Source organism: Streptomyces sp. NPDC037100, assembly GCF_055606225.1.
This window is the reverse complement of sequence record NZ_JBVJSX010000001.1, coordinates 693,036-710,775: the sequence shown is the minus strand read 5'-3', so window position 1 is coordinate 710,775 and position 17,740 is coordinate 693,036. Positions and strand designations below refer to the sequence as shown.

General features: G+C 72.1%; 14 protein-coding genes. 1 reads left to right on the top strand and 13 read right to left on the bottom strand.

The features are described 5' to 3' along the window. Positions 1 to 6 precede the first annotated feature (6 nt). The 9 genes from ACZ7EG_RS03220 to ACZ7EG_RS03180 all read right to left on the bottom strand — a co-directional run bounded on the left by ACZ7EG_RS03220 (position 7) and on the right by ACZ7EG_RS03180 (position 11,024). Complete coding sequence (locus tag ACZ7EG_RS03220) at positions 7 to 1,056, bottom strand: glutamate ABC transporter substrate-binding protein (protein ID WP_471071447.1); 1,050 nt, start codon at positions 1,054 to 1,056, stop codon at positions 7 to 9. Then, a complete protein-coding gene (locus tag ACZ7EG_RS03215) occupies positions 1,053 to 2,519 on the bottom strand; it encodes a hypothetical protein (RefSeq protein WP_471071444.1) in 1,467 nt (488 codons plus the stop codon). The genes ACZ7EG_RS03220 and ACZ7EG_RS03215 overlap by 4 nt, the downstream gene beginning before the upstream one ends. Positions 2,520 to 2,951: 432 nt before the next feature. Further along, entirely contained in the window at positions 2,952 to 3,923 is a 972-nt protein-coding gene (locus ACZ7EG_RS03210) for an N-acetylglucosamine kinase (protein ID WP_471071440.1), read from the bottom strand. Continuing rightward, the gene (locus ACZ7EG_RS03205; protein ID WP_471071437.1) at positions 3,914 to 5,179 is read right to left on the bottom strand and encodes a 6-phospho-beta-glucosidase; all 1,266 of its coding nucleotides are present in this window, start codon (positions 5,177 to 5,179) and stop codon (positions 3,914 to 3,916) included. Before ACZ7EG_RS03205 ends, ACZ7EG_RS03210 begins: the two co-directional genes overlap by 10 nt. A 2-nt stretch (positions 5,180 to 5,181) precedes the next feature. Then, positions 5,182 to 6,075 (bottom strand): carbohydrate ABC transporter permease, encoded by an 894-nt coding sequence (locus tag ACZ7EG_RS03200; RefSeq protein ID WP_471071434.1) that lies wholly within the window; start codon positions 6,073 to 6,075, stop codon positions 5,182 to 5,184. Next, positions 6,072 to 7,016: a carbohydrate ABC transporter permease gene (locus tag ACZ7EG_RS03195; protein WP_471071431.1), complete on the bottom strand. Its 945-nt coding sequence runs from the start codon at positions 7,014 to 7,016 to the stop codon at positions 6,072 to 6,074. Before ACZ7EG_RS03195 ends, ACZ7EG_RS03200 begins: the two co-directional genes overlap by 4 nt. A 3-nt stretch (positions 7,017 to 7,019) precedes the next feature. Further along, complete coding sequence (locus tag ACZ7EG_RS03190) at positions 7,020 to 8,357, bottom strand: ABC transporter substrate-binding protein (protein WP_471071428.1); 1,338 nt, start codon at positions 8,355 to 8,357, stop codon at positions 7,020 to 7,022. Positions 8,358 to 8,457: 100 nt separating this feature from the next. Further along, entirely contained in the window at positions 8,458 to 9,669 is a 1,212-nt protein-coding gene (locus ACZ7EG_RS03185) for an ROK family transcriptional regulator (protein ID WP_471071425.1), read from the bottom strand. A gap of 251 nt (positions 9,670 to 9,920) precedes the next feature. Then, the gene (locus ACZ7EG_RS03180) at positions 9,921 to 11,024 is read right to left on the bottom strand and encodes a mechanosensitive ion channel family protein (protein WP_471072451.1); all 1,104 of its coding nucleotides are present in this window, start codon (positions 11,022 to 11,024) and stop codon (positions 9,921 to 9,923) included. Positions 11,025 to 11,343: 319 nt separating this feature from the next. Between ACZ7EG_RS03180 and ACZ7EG_RS03175 the strand changes: the two genes are divergently transcribed. Then, positions 11,344 to 11,880, top strand: coding sequence for an HNH endonuclease (locus ACZ7EG_RS03175; protein WP_033314199.1), 537 nt, complete (start codon positions 11,344 to 11,346; stop codon positions 11,878 to 11,880). A gap of 101 nt (positions 11,881 to 11,981) precedes the next feature. On the opposite strand, the gene ACZ7EG_RS03170 is transcribed toward ACZ7EG_RS03175, so the two are convergent. From ACZ7EG_RS03170 to ACZ7EG_RS03155, 4 genes are all read right to left on the bottom strand, one after another. After that, the gene (locus ACZ7EG_RS03170) at positions 11,982 to 13,337 is read right to left on the bottom strand and encodes an FtsX-like permease family protein (protein ID WP_471071422.1); all 1,356 of its coding nucleotides are present in this window, start codon (positions 13,335 to 13,337) and stop codon (positions 11,982 to 11,984) included. Next, a complete protein-coding gene (locus ACZ7EG_RS03165) occupies positions 13,334 to 14,020 on the bottom strand; it encodes an ABC transporter ATP-binding protein (protein WP_471071419.1) in 687 nt (228 codons plus the stop codon). The genes ACZ7EG_RS03170 and ACZ7EG_RS03165 overlap by 4 nt, the downstream gene beginning before the upstream one ends. After that, positions 14,017 to 14,550 (bottom strand): PadR family transcriptional regulator, encoded by a 534-nt coding sequence (locus tag ACZ7EG_RS03160; RefSeq protein WP_471071416.1) that lies wholly within the window; start codon positions 14,548 to 14,550, stop codon positions 14,017 to 14,019. Before ACZ7EG_RS03160 ends, ACZ7EG_RS03165 begins: the two co-directional genes overlap by 4 nt. Before the next feature lie 78 nt (positions 14,551 to 14,628). After that, positions 14,629 to 17,520 carry a beta-N-acetylglucosaminidase domain-containing protein gene (locus ACZ7EG_RS03155; protein WP_471071413.1) on the bottom strand — a complete coding sequence of 964 codons (2,892 nt, stop codon included), beginning with the start codon at positions 17,518 to 17,520 and terminating at the stop codon, positions 14,629 to 14,631. Between the last annotated feature and the right edge of the window lie 220 nt (positions 17,521 to 17,740).

The window sequence follows — 17,740 nt, the reverse complement described above, 5'->3', positions numbered from 1 at the left end:
CGGTCATCAGCTCGTGCGGAGGTACTGCGGTGGCGGTGGTTCCGACTTCTTCGCATCCTCGCCCAAAGTCGCTGACAGCCATCGGTCGTACGACGCCTGCCAGCCGTTCGCGGTGTCCTCGCGGTAGTCGACCAGGATCTGGTTGACCCGGCGTACCAGATCGTCCGCGTCCTTCTTCATCGCCACGCCGTAGTACTCGGCAGTGAAGGCGTCGCCCTTGAGCTGGACCGTCGGATCCTGTGCCGCCTGGCTCGCCGCGAGCGCGCCGTCGGTGACCACGGCGTCGACCTCGCCGAGCTGGAGCCGCACCAGACAGTCGAGTTGGTTCGGGACAGTGGTGGACAGGTCGGTGTCGGCGGGCAGCTCGCCGGCCTTCTTGTCCGCCTCCAGCGTGGAGTGGGCCGTGGAGCCGGCCGCGGTGCAGACCTTGCGGCCCGCGAGCGTGTCGTAGCCCTCGACGGGCGAGGACTTCGGGGCCAGGATCTGCTGGCCGGTCTTGAAGTAGGGCGCGGAGAAGGCCACGTCGGCGATGCGGTCGCAGTTGATCGTCATCGTGCGGACGACCATGTCCACGCGGCCGCCCTGGATCGCCGGGATGCGCTGGTTGGTGGGGATCGCCTTGAACTGGACGGCGTCCGGGTCGCCGAGGATGTCCTCGGCGATGCGGTGGACCAGGTCGATGTCGAAGCCCTCGAGCTCCGCGGTCTTGCCGCTGTTGGGGTTGCGGTAGCCCCACCGGTAGCTGTTCTGGTCCACGCCGACGACCAGTTTGCGCTTTCCGCCCTTGCGGTCCTTGATCGCCCGGATGGTGTCGCCGTCGGCGGAGGAGGGCGAGAGGGTCTGCTTCTCGGGGGCTTCGCAGTCTTCTTCCGCCCGGGTCACGGCGGTGTGGGTGGTCGCGGTGGCGTTCTGGGCCGACGTCGTGGTCGTGGTGAGCGGCAGGCAGAGGGCCACCAGCGCCACCAGGGCGCAGACGACTGCCATCGCGGTCACTCCGCCCCAGCCCCTGAGCGTGTCTCGCACGGTCGTTCCTCCCTTCGCCCCTGGCCCGTTCATCGGTACTCCGACAGCCTGCGGCCGATGCCGAGGACCGCGCCGACGGCGCCCAGCACCGCCAGTACGGCCACACCCGTCGGCATGCCCGTCAGCGCGTCACGGCCGTCGGCGGCCGCGCGTCTGAACTCCGTCTCCTCGTGCGCGAGTGCCGTGCGCAGGTTCTCGTCGACGCTGTCGAAGCACTCGCCGGTCGCGTTCTCGGGGCCGATGACCCGTTCCAGCGCCTGCTGGTAGTTGCCGTTCTCGTCCTGCTCGCGGGCCGCGGTGTGGCGCTTCTTCCACTCCTGCATGTTGCCCATGGCGGCGGTGACCGGGCGCTCACCCGAGGTGTCGTCGGCGAGCTTCTCGGCTGCCGCCAGATACCCGGCCAGGTTCTTGATGTCCGTGCCGAAGTCGTAGTCGTAGGCGTCGTAGGTCTCTTCGCCGACCTGCTTCGTCTCCGCGCCGCGGGCCACCAGGGTCAGGTTCTCGTTGCCCCTGGCCCTGAGGGAGGCGATGCGCGCGTCGTGCAGCACGTTCAGGGAACGGACGCCGTGGTCGAAGGAGTCGTTCAGGCCCGCGCGGGCTACGGTGTGGCCGACGACCAGCCAGAGGAGGACGACGGTGGCGGTGGCGGTGGCGGCCACCAGGCCGTGGTTCAGGACCCTGTTCGTCCGCTGGTAGTTGCGGTGCTGGGCCCAGGCGAGGGCGGCCAGGGCGGCGACGCCGAGGGCGATGGCCGCCCAGGGGTAGGGCGTGGCGGCCGCGTAGTCCGCGCTGAGTCGCTGGTTCTCCTTCTTGTAGAGGTCCTCCGCCGCCGGGAGCATCTGCTCCTGCATCTTCTCGTTGGCGTAGCGGAGGTAGGCGCCGCCGACGGGGAAGCCCTGCCGGTTGTACGTACGGGCACGCTCCACCAGGCCCTTGTACTCCGGGAGGAGTCGGTTGAGCTCGGCGATCGTCGCCGTGGACGGGGAGTCCGGGTCGGCGTTCGCGGCGGCGTTGACGAGCTTCTCCGCGGCCGTGCGGATGTCCCGCTCGTAGCGGTCGCGGGTGGCGGCCGACTCCTGGCCGCCGGCGAGGAAGCCGCTGGACGCCGCGGTGTTGGCGTCCGCGAGGGAGCGGTAGATGTCGGCGGCGTCCGAGCTGAGGGGCTGGCTGCGGGTGAGGACGTCGTCGGCGGCGGCCGCGCGGTCGGTCATCTGCCAGGCGGTGACGGCGCCGAAGGCGATGACGAGGAGCGCCAGCAGGGCGCCGATGATGCGCAGGCGGCCGGGCTCGGTGGTGGCGGCGGAGCGGAGCTGGTCGAGGCCCTCGGCGAACGCGGTGCGGCGGGGGCCAGTCGGGGGTGTCGGGGGCGCGGGAGCTTTTTCGGGGGGCCGGGCGGGGGGCGCTGCCTGTGCCGGGACCGCCGGCAGGACGGGCAGGCCCGGGCCCGGTGGTGGCGGGCTGCTCTTCGGCGTGTGCGTCACTGTGACCTCCCCCATGGTCATCCGTCGCCGCAAGTATCGCTGCCGGGACCGACATCCGCACCGGCCTTGCCCCGATCTTGATCGGATCGCAGCGTGGAGTGCGCCCCCTCGCACCACCCCTTGTCCAGGAACACGTACGGCGGGTTGGTTCGGTTCCCGTGGGGTGGTGTGGGGTGGTGGGGATGCCTGCGGCGGCCCGTGGTGCGCGTCGTGGCCATCGCCGGGTGGGGGGTCGGGGCCGCGCCGGGGGGTGTCCGTCCTCGGAACGGCGCGATGGGCCTCGATACCGGCTGACTGGCGTTGACGGGCCAACCGCTGCGGGCGGACACCCCCCGACACGGCCCCTTCTCGCCGTACGCGGGTGCGGGGCCGCTGCGGGCGGACACCCCCCGACACGGTCCCTTCTCGCCGTACGCGGGTGCGGGTGCGTCGGGGTAGCCGTCGTGGCTATGCGCCGTAGTGCGTTCGCAGTCTGCTCTGCGCCCCCTCCGTCGTCCCCACCCGGTCCAGTCCCAGCAGTGCCGCGCCCAGGACCGGGCTGGACGTGACCACCTGCGGCAACGCCTTCGGGGCGTGGGTGGCCAGCAGGTGTTCGATGTGGCTGTTCAGTTGGGCGTGCCGGGCCGCCAGGACGCCGCCGCCCAGGAGGACCGGTGTCGGCTCGTCCAGGAGGTCCAGGCGGGTCAGGGCGACCACGGCCATGGAGACCACCTCCTCGGCCTGGCGCTCGATGATCGTCCGGGCGATCGTGTCTCCGTCGGCGGCCGTGGCGAAGAGGACCGGGGTCAGTTCGTGGCGCCGGAGTGTCGGGATGTGCTCCAGGTGGAGCGCCTCGACGAGGGCGTACATGGAGGGCAGGCCGAAGTGGGCGGGGAGCGTGCGGGCCAGGGCCGTGGGGGCGCCGCGGCCGTCCTCCGCCCGGGACGCGTGCCAGAGGGCCTCCTCGGACAAGCCCCAGCCGCCGCCCCAGTCGCCCGAGACCCTGCCCAGTGCCGGGAAGCGGGCCGTGCGGCCGTCGGGGCGCATGCCCACGCAGTTGATGCCGGCGCCGCAGACGACCGCCACGCCCCGGGGTTCGGTGACACCGGCCCGCAGGATCGCGAAGGTGTCGTTGCGGACCGTCACCGTCGTGCCCCAGGCGCGTGCCCGCAGGGCCGCGGACAACTGGTCCTCCTCCACGGGGAAGTCGGCGTTCGCCAGGCATGCCGAGACGTGGGTGACCGAGGTGAGTCCGGCGGTGGTGAGGGCTCGCGTCACCGTTTCGGCGAGGGCGTCCATCGCCGTGTCGACGCCCACGGCCGGGGGACGGAAGCCGCCTCCGCGTGCCGTGGCGAGGACGTCCCCGTCCGCCGTGACGATCGCGACGTCCGTCTTGCTGTTGCCCGCGTCGATGGCGAGGACTCGTGCGGTCAGGCCCACGCGAGGTGCTCCCGGTTGTGCGCGATCAGCCGGTCGGTGAGCGTCTCGGCGTACGCGTACTGGCCGATGAGGGGGTGGGAGAGGAGGGCGCTGAAGACGCGGTCCCGTCCGCCGTGCAGGGCGGCCTGGAGGGCCAGCTCCTCGTAGGCCGTGACGTGGGCCATCAGGCCCGCGTGGAGCGGGTTCACGGGCTGTACGGGCAGGGGGGACGGGCCCTTGGCTCCCACCGCCGCCTGGACCTCGATCACGGCGTCGTCGGGGAGGAAGGGGAGCGTGCCCCGGTTGTACGTGTTCACCACCTGGTACGGCGAGCCGCCGCCGCCCAGCAGGGCCGCCGCCAGGTCCACTGCCGCCTCCGAGTAGAAGGCACCGCCCCGCTCGGCGAGCAGCTCCGGCTTCTCGTCCAGGGCCGGATCGGCGTACAGCGCGAGCAGTCGGCGTTCCAGCGCCGCCACTTCGGCCGCGCGGGACGGCTTCGTCCGGAGTTCCCCGACCACCTCGTCGTGCGCGTAGTAGTAGCGCAGGTAGTAGGACGGGACCACGCCCAGGGCGTCCAGCAGGGGGCGGGGCAGGCGGAGGTCTGCCGCGATCGTGTCGCCGTGCTCGCCCAGCAGTTCCGGCAGGACGTCCTCGCCCTCCGGGCCGCCGAGGCGTACGGCCGTCTCCCAGGTGAGGTGGTTCAGGCCCACGTGGTCCAGGTGGATCCCGGAGGGCTCCGTGGACAGCAGGGCCGCGAACTTGCGCTGGAGGCCGATCGCCACGTTGCACAGGCCCACCGCCTTGTGGCCCGCCTGGAGGAGGGCCCTGGTCACGATGCCGACCGGGTTCGTGAAGTCGATGATCCAGGCGTGGGGGTTGGTGCGGCGGACGCGGTCCGCGATGTCCAGGACGACCGGGACCGTGCGCAAGGCCTTGGCGAGGCCGCCGGCGCCGGTGGTCTCCTGGCCCACGCAGCCGCATTCCAGGGGCCAGGTCTCGTCCTGCTCGCGGGCCGCCTGGCCGCCCACGCGCAGTTGGAGGAGGACCGCGTCCGCGCCGTCCACCGCCGCGTCGAGGTCGGAGGTGGTGGTGATGCGGCCCGCGTGGTCCTGGCGGGTGAAGATGCGCCGTGCCAGGCCGCCGACCAGGTCGAGGCGGTCCTGGGCGGGGTCCATCAGGACCAGTTCCTCGACGGGCAGGGTGTCCCTCAGGCGGGCGAAGCCGTCCACGAGTTCGGGGGTGTAGGTCGAGCCTCCGCCGACCACGGTGAGTTTCATGTCTAACCCTTTACTCCGGTGAGCGTGACACCCTCGACGAACGCCTTCTGGGCGAAGAAGAACACGAGGATCACGGGGGCCATGACCAGCACGGTGGCGGCCATGGTGAGGTTCCAGTCGGTGTGGTGGGCGCCCTTGAACGACTCCAGGCCGTAGGAGAGCGTCCAGGCGCCCGGGTTCTCCGAGGCGTAGATCTGGGGGCCGAAGTAGTCGTTCCACGCGTAGAAGAACTGGAAGAGCGCCACCGCGGCGATGCCCGGTCTGGCCATCGGGAGAACGACCTTGAGGAGGGTGCGCAGGTCGCCGCAGCCGTCGACCCTCGCCGCGTCCAGGTACTCGTCGGGGATCGTGGTGAGGAACTGGCGCAGCAGGAAGATGGAGAACGCGTCGCCGAACGCCATGGGGATGATCAGCGGCCAGAGCGAGCCGGACAGGTCCAGCTGCTTCGCCCAGAAGAGGTACATCGGGATGACGACCACCTGCGGCGGCAGCATCATCATCGAGATGACCAGCATCAGGGCCAGATTGCGGCCCCTGAAGCGGAACTTGGCCAGGGCGTAGGCCACGGGGATCGAGGAGACGACCGTGAGGACCGTGCCCAGGCCCGCGTAGATCAGGGTGTTCCTCCACCAGGTGAGGAAGCCGGGGGTGCCGAAGACCTTGGCGTAGTTGCCCCACTCCCAGGTGTGCGGGATCAGGTCGCGGCTGAGCGCCTGGCTGTCGCTCATGAGGGAGGTGAGGACGACGAAGACGAAGGGGAGCGTGAAGAAGAGGGCCGCCGCGACGCCGAGGGAGTGGACCGCGATCCATTCCAGCAGGGCCCTGCGGTGGGCCGTGCGTTCCGCCGGTGACGGGGGTGTCTTCAGCTCCAGGGGTTTGTCGAGTACCTGCGTCATCGTTCACCTGCCTGGATCAGGCCGCCCCTGCGGCGCATCAGAAGTGCCGTGAAAGCCATGGAGAGGGCGAAGAGGACCAGGGCGACCACGCAGGCCGAGCCGTAGTCGAAGCGCTGGAAGCCCAGGTTGTAGACGAGTTGGGGGAGGGTGAGGGTCGACTTGTCGGGGTAGCCGGGCTCGAACTGCGTTCCCGCACCCTGGATCACGCCCGAGGCGACCTTTCCGGCGATCAGCGGCTGGGTGTAGTACTGCATCGTCTGGATCACTCCCGTGACGACCGCGAACATGACGATCGGCGAGATGTTCGGGAGCGTGACGTAGCGGAAGCGCTGCCAGGGGCTCGCGCCGTCCAGTTCCGCCGCCTCGTACTGCTCCTTCGGCACGTCGAGCAGGGCCGCCATGAAGATGACCATCAGGTCGCCGATGCCCCACAGGGCCAGGAGGGTCAGGGCCGGCTTCGACCAGGTGGGGTCGTTGAACCAGCCCGGGGTGGGCAGGCCGGCCTTCCCCAGGATCGAGTTGACCGGGCCCGTACCGGGGTTGAGGAGGAACGCGAAGGCCATCGTGGCCGCGACGGGCGGGGCCAGGTAGGGCAGGTAGAAGAGGGTGCGGAAGACACCCGTGGCCGTCTTGACCTTGGTGATCAGCAGGCCCACGCCCAGGCCGAAGGCGACCCGGAGCGTGACCATGACGACGACCAGCCACAGGGTGTTGCGCAGGGCGGGCCAGAAGAAGGGGTAGTGCTCGAAGACGTAATTCCAGTTCTTCGTGCCACTCCACACGGGCGGCTTGAAGCCGTCGTAGTGCATGAAGGAGAAGTAGACGGTGGAGAGCAGGGGATAGGCGAAGAAGACCGTGAAGCCGATCAGCCAGGGGGAGAGGAAGGCGAGGGTGCGCAGGGTCGAGCGGCGGTGTCTCGCCCGCAACGTGGAGATGCTCATGGCCTACTTCGCCTGCGCGATGTCCGTGTCGATCTGCCGGGCGGTTTCCCGAAGGCCCTTCTTCAGATCGGTCGCCTTGCCGCTCTCGTAGTCGTAGCCGAACTCCTGGATCGTGGTGAGGTGGACACCGCCGTTGACGGAGGCGGGGGCCGTCGTGGAGTTCGGGTTCGCGGCGATGTCCAGGAACGTCTTGAAACGCGGGTCGTACGTCAGCTTCGGGGACTTCAGGGCCGCCAGCGTCGAGGGCACGTTGTGGATGGCGTTGGAGAAGTTCACCACCGCGTCCGTGTCCGTGGTGATGTACTTCACCAGCTCCCAGGCGGCGTTCTGCTTCTCGCTGGTCGCCGCGACACCGGCGATGGTGCCGGTGATGTAGCCCTTGCCGTACTGGTCGGCCTGGTCGTCGGGGACGGGCAGCGGGGCCACGCCGATGTCGAACTTCGGCTTGGTGGCCAGGGCCATGCCCAGGCGCCACTCGCCGTCGAGCTGCATGGCGACCTGGCCGGTGTGGAAGGGGTGCTTCGGGCCCCACTCGTCGCCGAGCTTGGAGCGGTAGGTCTCCAGCTTGCGGTAGCCGCCGAGCGTGTCGACGAGCTTCTTCTGGACCGTGAAGGCCTGGGCGAACGCCGGGTCCTTGCCGACGTTCGACTTGCCGTCCTTGTCGAAGTACGTGGGGGAGAACTGGCCGAGGTAGTGCTCGGTGGTGGTCTCCCAGCCGTGGTAGTTCGGCATGAAGCCGAGCTGCTTGTACGAGTCGCCCTGGGGGATCGTCAGCTTCTTCGCGACGCGCTCGAACTCCGACCAGGTCTTCGGCGGGGCGGTGATGCCGGCCTCCTTGAACGCCGTCCTGTTGTAGTAGAGGCCGTACGCGTCACCCAACAGCGGGACCGCGCAACGGTTTCCGTCGAACTGGGTGTACTCGTTCATCGCCTTCGGGAAGGTCTGCTCCGGGTCGACGCCGGACTTCTCGAAGAACGGGTTGAGGTCCACCAGGGCGCCCGAGGAACAGAACTTCCCGACGCTGTTCGTGGTGAACGACGAGATCACGTCCGGGGCCTTGGCGCCGCCGGTGCGCAGGGCCTGGTTCATCTTGTCGTCCGTCATGTTGCCGACGACGTCGACGTGGATGTTGGGGTGCGCCTTCTCGAATCCGGCGACCAGGTCCTTGACGGCCTTCACCTCCGAGGGCGCGCTCCAGGCGTGCCAGAAGGTGAGGGTCGTCTCCTTGGAAGCGTCGTCGCTCGCGCCCGCGTCCGACTGGCCGGTGCAGGCCGTGGCGAGGAGGGCGAGGGCGGCGGAGGCGGCGAGCGCGAAAGTCGCTTTTCTGGATGTTCCGGGCATGGCAGAGCTCCCTGAGACACGGGGGAAGAAGGGAATTACCGGGGAGGGGGGTGGGGTCGGCGTGAGTGGCTCGGCCCGAGTCGGTTCAGGCCGAGTCGGTTCAGCGGGAGGTGTCGAAGACCTCGTCGCGTGTGGTCGCGAGCGCGCTCTCCAGCGCGCCGCGCAGCACGGGGTGTTCACGGACGTCGCCCACGACCAGACGCGGGCGGGATGCGGCCAGCTCTTCCAGTTCGGCCTGGACGAGGGCGCGCAGCGGCTCGCCGCCCGAGGTGAGGGACGTGCCGCTCAGCACGACGAGCTCGGGGTCGAGGACCGAGACCAGCGAGGCCAGACCGGTGGCCAGCCGGGTCGCATAGGTTCGGAGGAGGTGCCGGTGGGCGTCGTCGCCGGCCTGTGCCGCCCTGGCCACCAGTTCGGCGGCGGCCTCCGCGTACGGCCCGGGCGGGACGTCCTCGATGCCGAGTTCGCGGGCCAGGCGCGGGACGGCCTGGGAACCGGCCAGCTCCTGGTAGCCGCCACTGTTGGCCTTGGTGACCTGGCGGACCAGGGGCGTGCCCGGCACCGGCAGGAAGCCGACCTCGCCGGCGCCACCGGTCCAGCCGCGGTGCAGCCGGCCGCCGAGGACCAGGGCGGCGCCCAGGCCCTCCTGGTTCCACAGCAGCACGAAGTCCGCGTGGCCCCGGGCCGCCCCGAGCCGCTGTTCGGCGAGCGCGACCAGGTTGACGTCGTTCTCGTACTCGAACGGCATCGGCAGGGCGGCGGCGAGCTCGTCCAGCAGGGTGGGGGAGTGCCAGCCGGGGAGGTGGGAGGCGTAGCGCAGCCGGCCGGTGGTGGGGTCGAAGGCGCCGGGGGTGCCGATGACGAGGCGGTGGATGTCGCCCCGGGCGAGACCGGCGGCCTTCACCGCGCCGTCCAGGGCGTCGGTGACCTGCTGGACGACCGGGGTGCCGGTGCGCCTGCCGGGGGTGGGCAGCTCGTGGCGGCCGATCGTGCGGCCGGTGATGTCGGCGACGGCGGCGAGGATCCGCTGCGGGGTGACGTCGAGTCCGGCGGCGTGACCGGCCGCGGGGTTGACCTCGTAGAGCTGAGCGCTCGGTCCCGGGCGGCCTTCGGTGGTGCCGGTGGCCAGGACGAGCCCCGCCGCCTCCAGACGGGCCAGGAGCTGGGAGGCGGTCGGCTTGGACAGGCCGGTGAGCTTGCCGATCCGGGTGCGGGACAGCGGTCCGTGCTCCAGCAGCAGGTCCAGGGCGGCCCGGTCGTTCATGGCGCGCAGGACGCGCGGGGTGCCCGGCGTGCCGGCGGTTCCTGCCATGCGTGTCCACACCTGCCCTTCGGCTGCTCAGCTTCTCAGTGATCAGGCGGGGAAGTCCATCGGGAGGCCGCGCCCTCGTGACACTGTTAGGAAAGTTTCCTATCGGTGGGAGGAAGGTAGGCCCGGTGCCACGCGGGCGTCAATAGGGGACGGCCCGCCGTCATCCGGACATACGAGAGGGCGGTGTCCGGCAGAACCGGACACCGCCCTCTCCGTAAGGATGTGCGCCGCTACTTCCTGGGTGTGCGCCGCTACTTCGTGGTGCTCGTCGGCGCCGGCGGCGTGAGCGGGGACGCCGCCGCCGACTGCGGCGACGCCGCGTTCGCGTACACCGACGGCGCGGCCATGCCCGCCGTCGGGTCGGCGGCCTGCTCCTCCACCGGGGCCGTGGCGCCGCCGACGATCCGGATGTCCGCCGCGTCGAAGGCCCGTTTGACGCGCCAGCGCAGCTCGCGCTCCACGGTCAGGGACTTGCCGGGCATCGTCTTGGCGGTGACACGCACGACCATGGAGTCCAGCAGCACGCTGTCCAGGCCCAGGACCTCGATCGGGCCCCACAGCAGCTCGTTCCAGGGCTCCTCGGCGCCCATCTTCTCGGCGACCTCGTCCAGGGTGGCCTTGACCTTGTCCAGGTCCTCGGCGGCGTGCACGGTGACGTCGACGTTGGCCGTCGCCCAGCCCTGGGAGAGATTGCCGATGCGCTTGACCTCGCCGTTGCGGACGTACCAGATCTCGCCGCCGTCGCCGCGCAGCTTGGTCACGCGCAGGCCGACCTCGATCACCTCGCCCGAGGCGACGCCCGCGTCGATCGTGTCGCCGACGCCGTACTGGTCCTCGAGGATCATGAAGACGCCGGACAGGAAGTCCGTGACGAGGTTGCGGGCGCCGAAGCCGATCGCGACACCGGCGACACCGGCCGAGGCCAGCAGCGGGGCGAGATTGATCTGGAAGGTGCCCAGGATCATCAGCGCGGCGGTGCCGATGATCAGGAACGACGCCACCGAACGCAGCACCGAGCCGATGGCCTGCGAGCGCTGCCGCCGGCGTTCGACGTTGACGAGCAGCCCGCCGAGCGCGCCGCCGTCCACGGACTGCACGGTGCGGTTCATACGGTCGATCAGTTTGGTGATCGCCCGTCGGACGAAGACCCGCAGCACCGCCGCTATCACCACGATGAGCAGCACCCTGAGCCCGATCGCGAGCCACGTCGACCAGTTCTGCTCGACCCAGCCGGCGGCGTTCGTCGCGCTCTCCTGGGCGTCCTGGAGCGAAGGCACTCTCGGGGACTGGGTCTCCGAGGGGGTCGGCGACGGTGACGGGTCGGCGGCCGACAGGACGGAGTCCGCGAGGGACAGGAACACGGCAGGTACCTCCAGGTGCAGCGGTCTGCCCCGGCGCGGTGGTTCTGGGGGGTCAAGGTCACGGCTGGGTCACCGAAGGGGCAGAACCACCACACTAACGGGGCATTGTGTGTGCGCTTGCCGGATGTGTGAAGGAGAGACCGTGCTCACCTGGGCTTGAACAGGCCATGATTCGGGGGATGAATGGGATGTGGTCGAAAACACTCCCAGCCCGTTACGGGGACATGGTGGCGCTTCCACCAGGCATGAGGGGAGACTGGCTACGAATCGTCCCGGCGCGAGCCACGCGCCGCCGGCGTCCAAGGAGGCATCCGTGCCGCATGTCCTGGTCCTCAACGCGTCGTACGAGCCGCTAGGCGTCGTACCGCTCCGCCGCGCGCTCGTCCTCGTCCTCGAGAACAAGGCCGTCTGCCTCGAGGAGTCCGGCGCCTATCTGCACAGCGCGACCGTCACAGTCCCCGCACCCAGCGTGGTCCGGCTCAAGCGATTCGTCCGGGTTCCCTATCGGGGGCCCGTTCCTCTGACCCGCCGGGCGCTGTTCGCCCGCGACGGGGGCCGGTGCATGTACTGCGGTGGCGTCGCAACCAGCGTCGACCACGTCATCCCGCGCAGCCGCGGGGGCAAGCACGTCTGGGACAACGTGGTGGCGTCCTGCCGTCGCTGCAACCACGTGAAGGCCGACCGGCACCTCTTCGAGATCGGCTGGCGGCTGCGCCACAAACCCGCTCCGCCCTCCGGCCTGGCCTGGCGCATCATCGGGACCGGCCATAGGGATCCGCGCTGGCTGCCGTACTTGCAGCCGTACGGCGCGGAGGACGCCATGGCCCGGATCGACGGCATTTCCGCCTGACGAGGATCCGGGCCTTCGTGTTGCCGCATGCGCGGTGAGCCGACCCCGGGGGTCCCCTGTTCCCCCGGGGCCGACCGGTCAGGGACCGGTCCTGGGCGCGCTCACGCGTACCGCAGCTCCCCCGGCCGCACCGAGCGGCCCAGCAGTGGCAGCGAGGTCGCCGCGGCGAGCAGGCAGGCGGCGTAGACGGCGACGGGCACCAGGGCTGCCGTCCAGGGGAACGGTCCATGGGCGAGCAGTGCGTACCAGGTGGCGATGGCCGTGCCGCCCAGGCCCGCGAGCAGCACCGCCGGCGCCAGCGGCAGCGCGGTCTCCAGCAGTAGGGCCCGCCCGAGCACCGCGCGCGGCACCCCGGCGGCGACCTGCGCGGCCAGGCCGCGGCGGCGGGTGGCCAGGGACTCGGCGGTGCCGACGGCGAGGCCGGACAGGACGATCGCGAAGGCGAGCGCCAGGGCGGCGCCGGTGAGGTCGAGGCCGGTGAGGTAGTAGTCCGCCCTCCCGGTGAGCTGTTCGTCGGTGCGCACCGCGTCGAGGATCACCTCTCGTACGCCCATGAAGCCGCCCCCGACGATCGTCACCAGCAGCACCGCCGCGTGAGTACGGGCAGCCGCCCACGGGTCGTCGCGCAGCCGCTCCGCCGCGATCAGGGTCGCCGCCGAGCGGGCCCGGGCCGCCAGGATCCGTCCGGTCACCCTGGCCATGGCCCCGGAGAGCCACACCGCGCCCGCGCCGACCGCGAGGACCACGCCCACCATCGTCAGCGGCGGCCCGGCGTGCGGCCGGTCGGCGGCGGTCGAGGACGTGCCGAGCACGGCGAACAGCGCCACCACCCCGACCAGCAGCAACCCCGCCAGGAACAGCAGCCCCGGCCCCCGCCCCGTACGCGGCCCGACCCTGCGCACCCAGCCGAGGGGCGAGGCCACCACCCGGCGCAGGGCCAGCGCGCCCGCCGCCGCGCCGAGCAGCGGTACGCCGGCCGCGACCAGCGCGATCCCTGCCCAGGCCACGGCGGTGGGCCGGTCCCACAGGCGCAGCAGGAGCAGCACGGAGAAGACGGTGGCGACCGCCGAGCCCAGCAGACAGGCCAGGCCGGTCTCCAGCGCGGCGATCCGCCGCACCTGCCCGGGTGCCGCCCCGGCCAGCCGCAGCCCGGCCAGCCGCCGGTCGCGGTGCACGGCCCCGATGCGGGCGCACTGGCCGAGGAACCCGAGCACCGGCACGAGCAGGAGCATCAGGCCGGCGATCACCCCCGACCGCGTGCCGGGCTGGTTCAGCAGGCCCGCGGCCACGGGCACGTTGTACTGGCCGCGCAGCGCCGCCAGAGCGACGGCGGCCAGTGCGAACCCGGTCGCGAGCGCCGCACCGGTCGCCGTGAGGGTCACCCGCCACCACTCGCCGCGGTCGGAACCCCGGGTGAGGTCCCAGGCCAGACGCAGATCAGCCCTCAGTGACGTCATGCCGTCACCCCCAGCGCCACCACGGCCCCGTCCCGCAGCTGGACCTCGCGGTCCGCGTACGCGGCCACCTGGGCGTCGTGCGTGATCAGCAGGACGGCCGTGCCCGACTCGCGGGCCGTGTGGACGAGGGCCGTCATGACCTGCTCACCGGCCAGGGAGTCCAGCGCGCCCGTCGGCTCGTCGGCGAAGACCACCCTCGGCCCGGTGACCAGGGCCCGGGCCAGCGCGGCCCGCTGCGCCTGGCCGCCGCTCAGCTCACCCGGCCGCAGGTCCTCCTGGCCCCGCACCCCGAACCGCTCCAGCCACTCACCGGCCCGGGCCCGGGCCTCGGCCCGGCCGGTGCCCGCCAGCAGCAGGGGCAGGGCGGCGTTGTCCAGGACCGTCAGCTCGGGGATGAGCTGACCGAACTGGAACACCACGCCGAACTCGGTGCGCCGCAGCTCGCTCAGCCGCTTCTCGGGCAGGTCCTCCAGCCGCCGGCCGTCGTAGGTCACCGAGCCCGTGTCCGGCCGGACGATGCCGGCCAGGCAGTGCAGCAGCGTCGACTTTCCGCTGCCGCTCGCGCCGGTCACGGCGAGGATCTCGCCGGCGTGCAGCTCGACCGACGCGCCGCGCAGGGCGGCGGTCCGGCCGTGCGCCTTGGTGAGGCCGGCGGCCGTGAGAAGGGGCACGGGTCTGCTCATGCTGCGTCGACCTCCGCGGTCAGGGTGGTGAGCCGGGCCGCCGTGGTGCTCATCCAGCGGAGGTCGGCGTCGAGATGGTTGAGGGCGTAGTCCGCCGAGAGCACGGTCGCGAGATCGGCCCCCTGGGCGGCCTTGACCGCCGTGAGCTCCCGCATTCGCTCCATGTGCGCGGCGCGCTGGGCGCTCAGATACCGGGCCGGGTCACCGCCGGAGAGGATCGCGACCACGACCTTGGCGAAGATCTCGTTCGCCACGAAGGGCGCGGGCGGTGCGATCTCCCCGGCCCACCGGGCCAGTTCGCGGGTCCCCTCGTCGGTCGCCCGGTACGCCGTGCGCTCCGGGCCGCCGTCCGAGTCGGTGCCGTCGACCTCGGCGAGGCCGTCCCGCACGAGGCGCTGGAGGGTCGTGTAGACCTGCCCGTAGGCCAGCGGGCGGGCCTGCGGGAAGCGTTCGTCATGGCGTCGCTTGAGGTCGTAGCCATGGCTCGGACCCGTCGCGAGCAGGCCCAGCAGGATGTGGCGGGTGCTCATGCCGATCATTATGTACTGAGTACATGTACTGAGTGAATAGTGCGCGCCGGAGAAATCCTCCACCGAACTCCGGAAGGCTCACTCCGAGACGGCGTACGCCTCCGCCGACCACAGCGAATACCCGTACCGAGTCGCCCGCTTGTCGCCCTGCACACGCACGAAGCGCACGTCCCGCTCGTCCATCGGGACGCTCTCCCGGCCGCCCCGGCCGTCCCGCACCGTGGCGGCGGTGCGCCAGCGGCGGCCGTCCGGGGAGACCTGGACGCGGTAGGACGAGGGGTGGGCGTCCTGCCAGTGCAGCGCGACCCGGCCGAGCCGCGCCGGGCGGGCCAGCTCGACCTGCCACCAGGCGCCGTCGTCCACCGGTGACGACCAGCGGGTCTGCGGGTCACCGTCGTTCGCCGCCGACGCGGGGAAGTCGGGCGTCTCGTCGCCCGAGGAACGGGCGGTGCCGGAGCGGGCCAGGTCGGGGCCGCCGGTGGGCGGGACGGCACGGACGGTGAGCGTGCGGTCCGCTCCCGCGAACCCCAGCCGGACCTCGTACGACCGCAGGGGGGCGCCGCCCTCCACGGTCACCTCGACCGGAACCTCCACCGTCGTGCCGCGCCGCACGGTCAGCTCGCCCTTCGGCACCCGGACCCGGACGCCCTCGGGCGCCTCGGCGGTGAGCCTGCCCCGGGCGTCGGCGGGGCGCAGCGACCCGAGCCGTGCGGTCAGCCGCTCGGTCCGGCCGGTCTCGACGTCCGCCCGGTCGCGGGGCAGAGCGAGCGAGGTGGCGGGGGATTCGCCGAACCAGGGGATGAGGTGGTGGACGCGGGAAGGTGCGGGGCCGGTGACCCGCAGGGCGTCGGCGCGGGCCGCCGGCCGCACTTCGGTCGCCCCGGAGCCGTCCAGCCGGCCCGCCTCACGCCAGCCCTGCCCCGGCACGTGCACCTCGACGACTCCCTCCGTGCCCGGCTCCGTCAGGGCCGTCACGGCGGTCAGCGCCCGCGCCTGCGGAAAGCGCAGGGTACGGCCGTCGCCGGGATTCCGGGGCGGCTCGTGGTGGATGCCCGACCAGGCCGCGTACGACTTCTGCGCCCGTCGCAGGAAGGGGTCCAGCACGGCCGTGCCGACCTCGACCGGCGCCGACTCCAGCCCGGCCCGCAGCGCGCCCAGCCTGCGGTACGCGCTCCAGGCCGCCGCCGCGTCCCCGGCGCGCTGCGCGTCCAGCATGCCGAGCGCGGCCGTGCCCGCCTCGCCGTACGAAGCCAGCTGCCGCGCCCACGGGGCGACCTCGGAGCCGAGGCCGGTTCCCGACAGCCGCCGGGGCAGCTCGCGCAGCACGGTGAACGCCTCGCGCAGCCGCCGCGTGGCCTCGCGGCCGGTTCCGGACCCGCCCGCCGTGCGGGACGCCCAGTACGCCTCGGTCAGCGGGCGCAGATACGCCGACTCCCCGTCGTCCAGGACCGACGAGGCGTCGTTGCCGGCGAGCGCGGCCAGGGCCCGCTCGCGGCCCGGGTCCCCGCCCGCGAGGTCGGCGATCGCGGCGCGCCAGGACTCGCCGGGCCGGTAGGCGCGCGGGTTCCAGGCGTAGTCGGCGGCGGTGAACAGCGGGATGCGGGACGCCTCCGGCTGCTGCATCGCGTTGGCGAGCAGGGCGGCCGAACCGGCCGCGACGGCCGGCTCACGGCCCTGGTACGGGCCGAGGAAGAGACGGCCGGGGTCGTAGTCGTTGACCGGGTAGTTGTCCATGGTGACCAGCGGATGCCCGAACGCCTTGCGCGCGTCGGCCAGTTCGCCGCCGGTGATGGTGCGGGGCACCACCCCGACGCCCGTCCACGCCACCTCCACGCGCGCGGCCAGCTCGCTCGCCAGTGCGCGCCGGTAGTCGGTCGTGCCGTCCTCGTAGTACTCGGTCGGCATCAGGGACAGACCCGCTGCTCCGGGGTGCCGCTGCGCCAGGTGCCGGGCCACCGCGTTCGCCACCCGGGCCTGAGCCCGCGCCGCCGCCTCGGGGCCCGAGCCGAACCGGTCGGCGTCCTCCCCGCAGTGCCACTCGCTGTAGCTGACGTCCTGGAACTGGAGCTGGAACGCCCGGAAACCCAGCGCCCACATCGCGTCCAGCTTGCGCGTCAGCGCCCGCACGTCGGCGTCCGAGGCGAAGCACATCGCCTGGCCCGGGGCCACCGCCCAGCCGAGCGAGACGTGGTTGCGGCGCGCCCGCTCGGCCAGCTCCCGGAACCGGGCCCGCTGCTGCGCCGGGTAGGGCTCACGCCAGCGGGCCTGCCGGTACAGGTCCTCCCCGGGGGCGTACAGATAGCGGTTCTGCTTGGTGCGCCCCATGAAGTCGAGCTGCGCCAGCCGCTGCCCGTGCGTCCAGGCGGTGCCGTAGAAGCCCTCGGTGACGCCGCGTACGGCGGTGCCGGGCCAGTCGCGGACGACGGCCGACGCGATCGTGCGTCCCCCAAGTTCTCGGCTGCGCTCGAACAGGGGGGACCCCCAGGGGCGCAGGAGCTGCCGCAGCGTCTGCGCGGCGTGGAAGAGACCGTCCTCGCCGGTGCCGGTGAGGGAGATGCCGCCCCGGCCCACGGACAGCTCGTAACCCCCGGAGGGGAGGGCGTGGCGGTCGCTCCGGCGGACGGGCTCCGTGCGCGCGTGCACGACCAGTGCGCCCGGCCGTGCCGTGTCCGTGATCCGGCGGGCCCCGGCCTGCTGCAGCAGTTCGCGCAGGGTTGCGACCGCGTGGGGGTCCGCCTGCGCGTCGGTGACCAGAGCGACCTCGTCCGGCACCGCGACCGGGGCGCCGTTCGCACGCAGGGACTGAGGGCGCGGCCACACGGAGAGGTCCGGTCCGGCGGTGTCGGGGGCGGGCGTCGCGGCCGGGCCCGGCGGAGACGGAGCCGCCATGGCGGCGGGCGGGGCGACGAGGCTCCCGGCGACGACGGCGACCGCGAGGGCCACGGTCCGCTTCCCACGCCGCAGTCCCACAGGCCCCTCCAGATGCGTTCGACCGGCGGAACGAGCCCACCACCCGTCCGGCGAGGGTGTCAACGAGAGTGGCCATTGTGACCGAAATGCCGGAATCTTGACTGTGTGGAGGGGAGTGGAATGTGAGCAGAAGCACGATGTCGGGTCCAGGGTGTCTGCCTTCGCGTCGACTGGGTAGGGCTGCGATGACCAGTTGAAGTCTCACCCGACAAGGAGGCCC

What these genes read in the sequence shown, in the direction of transcription:
- ACZ7EG_RS03215 (WP_471071444.1), bottom strand. Translation starts at nt 2,519, where the DNA reads ATGGGGGAGGTCACAGTGACGCACACGCCGAAGAGCAGCCCGCCACCA.
- ACZ7EG_RS03205 (WP_471071437.1), bottom strand. Translation starts at nt 5,179, where the DNA reads ATGAAACTCACCGTGGTCGGCGGAGGCTCGACCTACACCCCCGAACTC.
- ACZ7EG_RS03170 (WP_471071422.1), bottom strand. Translation starts at nt 13,337, where the DNA reads ATGACGTCACTGAGGGCTGATCTGCGTCTGGCCTGGGACCTCACCCGG.
- ACZ7EG_RS03200 (WP_471071434.1), bottom strand. Translation starts at nt 6,075, where the DNA reads ATGACGCAGGTACTCGACAAACCCCTGGAGCTGAAGACACCCCCGTCA.
- ACZ7EG_RS03220 (WP_471071447.1), bottom strand. Translation starts at nt 1,056, where the DNA reads ATGAACGGGCCAGGGGCGAAGGGAGGAACGACCGTGCGAGACACGCTC.
- ACZ7EG_RS03185 (WP_471071425.1), bottom strand. Translation starts at nt 9,669, where the DNA reads ATGGCAGGAACCGCCGGCACGCCGGGCACCCCGCGCGTCCTGCGCGCC.
- ACZ7EG_RS03165 (WP_471071419.1), bottom strand. Translation starts at nt 14,020, where the DNA reads ATGAGCAGACCCGTGCCCCTTCTCACGGCCGCCGGCCTCACCAAGGCG.
- ACZ7EG_RS03160 (WP_471071416.1), bottom strand. Translation starts at nt 14,550, where the DNA reads ATGAGCACCCGCCACATCCTGCTGGGCCTGCTCGCGACGGGTCCGAGC.
- ACZ7EG_RS03190 (WP_471071428.1), bottom strand. Translation starts at nt 8,357, where the DNA reads ATGCCCGGAACATCCAGAAAAGCGACTTTCGCGCTCGCCGCCTCCGCC.
- ACZ7EG_RS03195 (WP_471071431.1), bottom strand. Translation starts at nt 7,016, where the DNA reads ATGAGCATCTCCACGTTGCGGGCGAGACACCGCCGCTCGACCCTGCGC.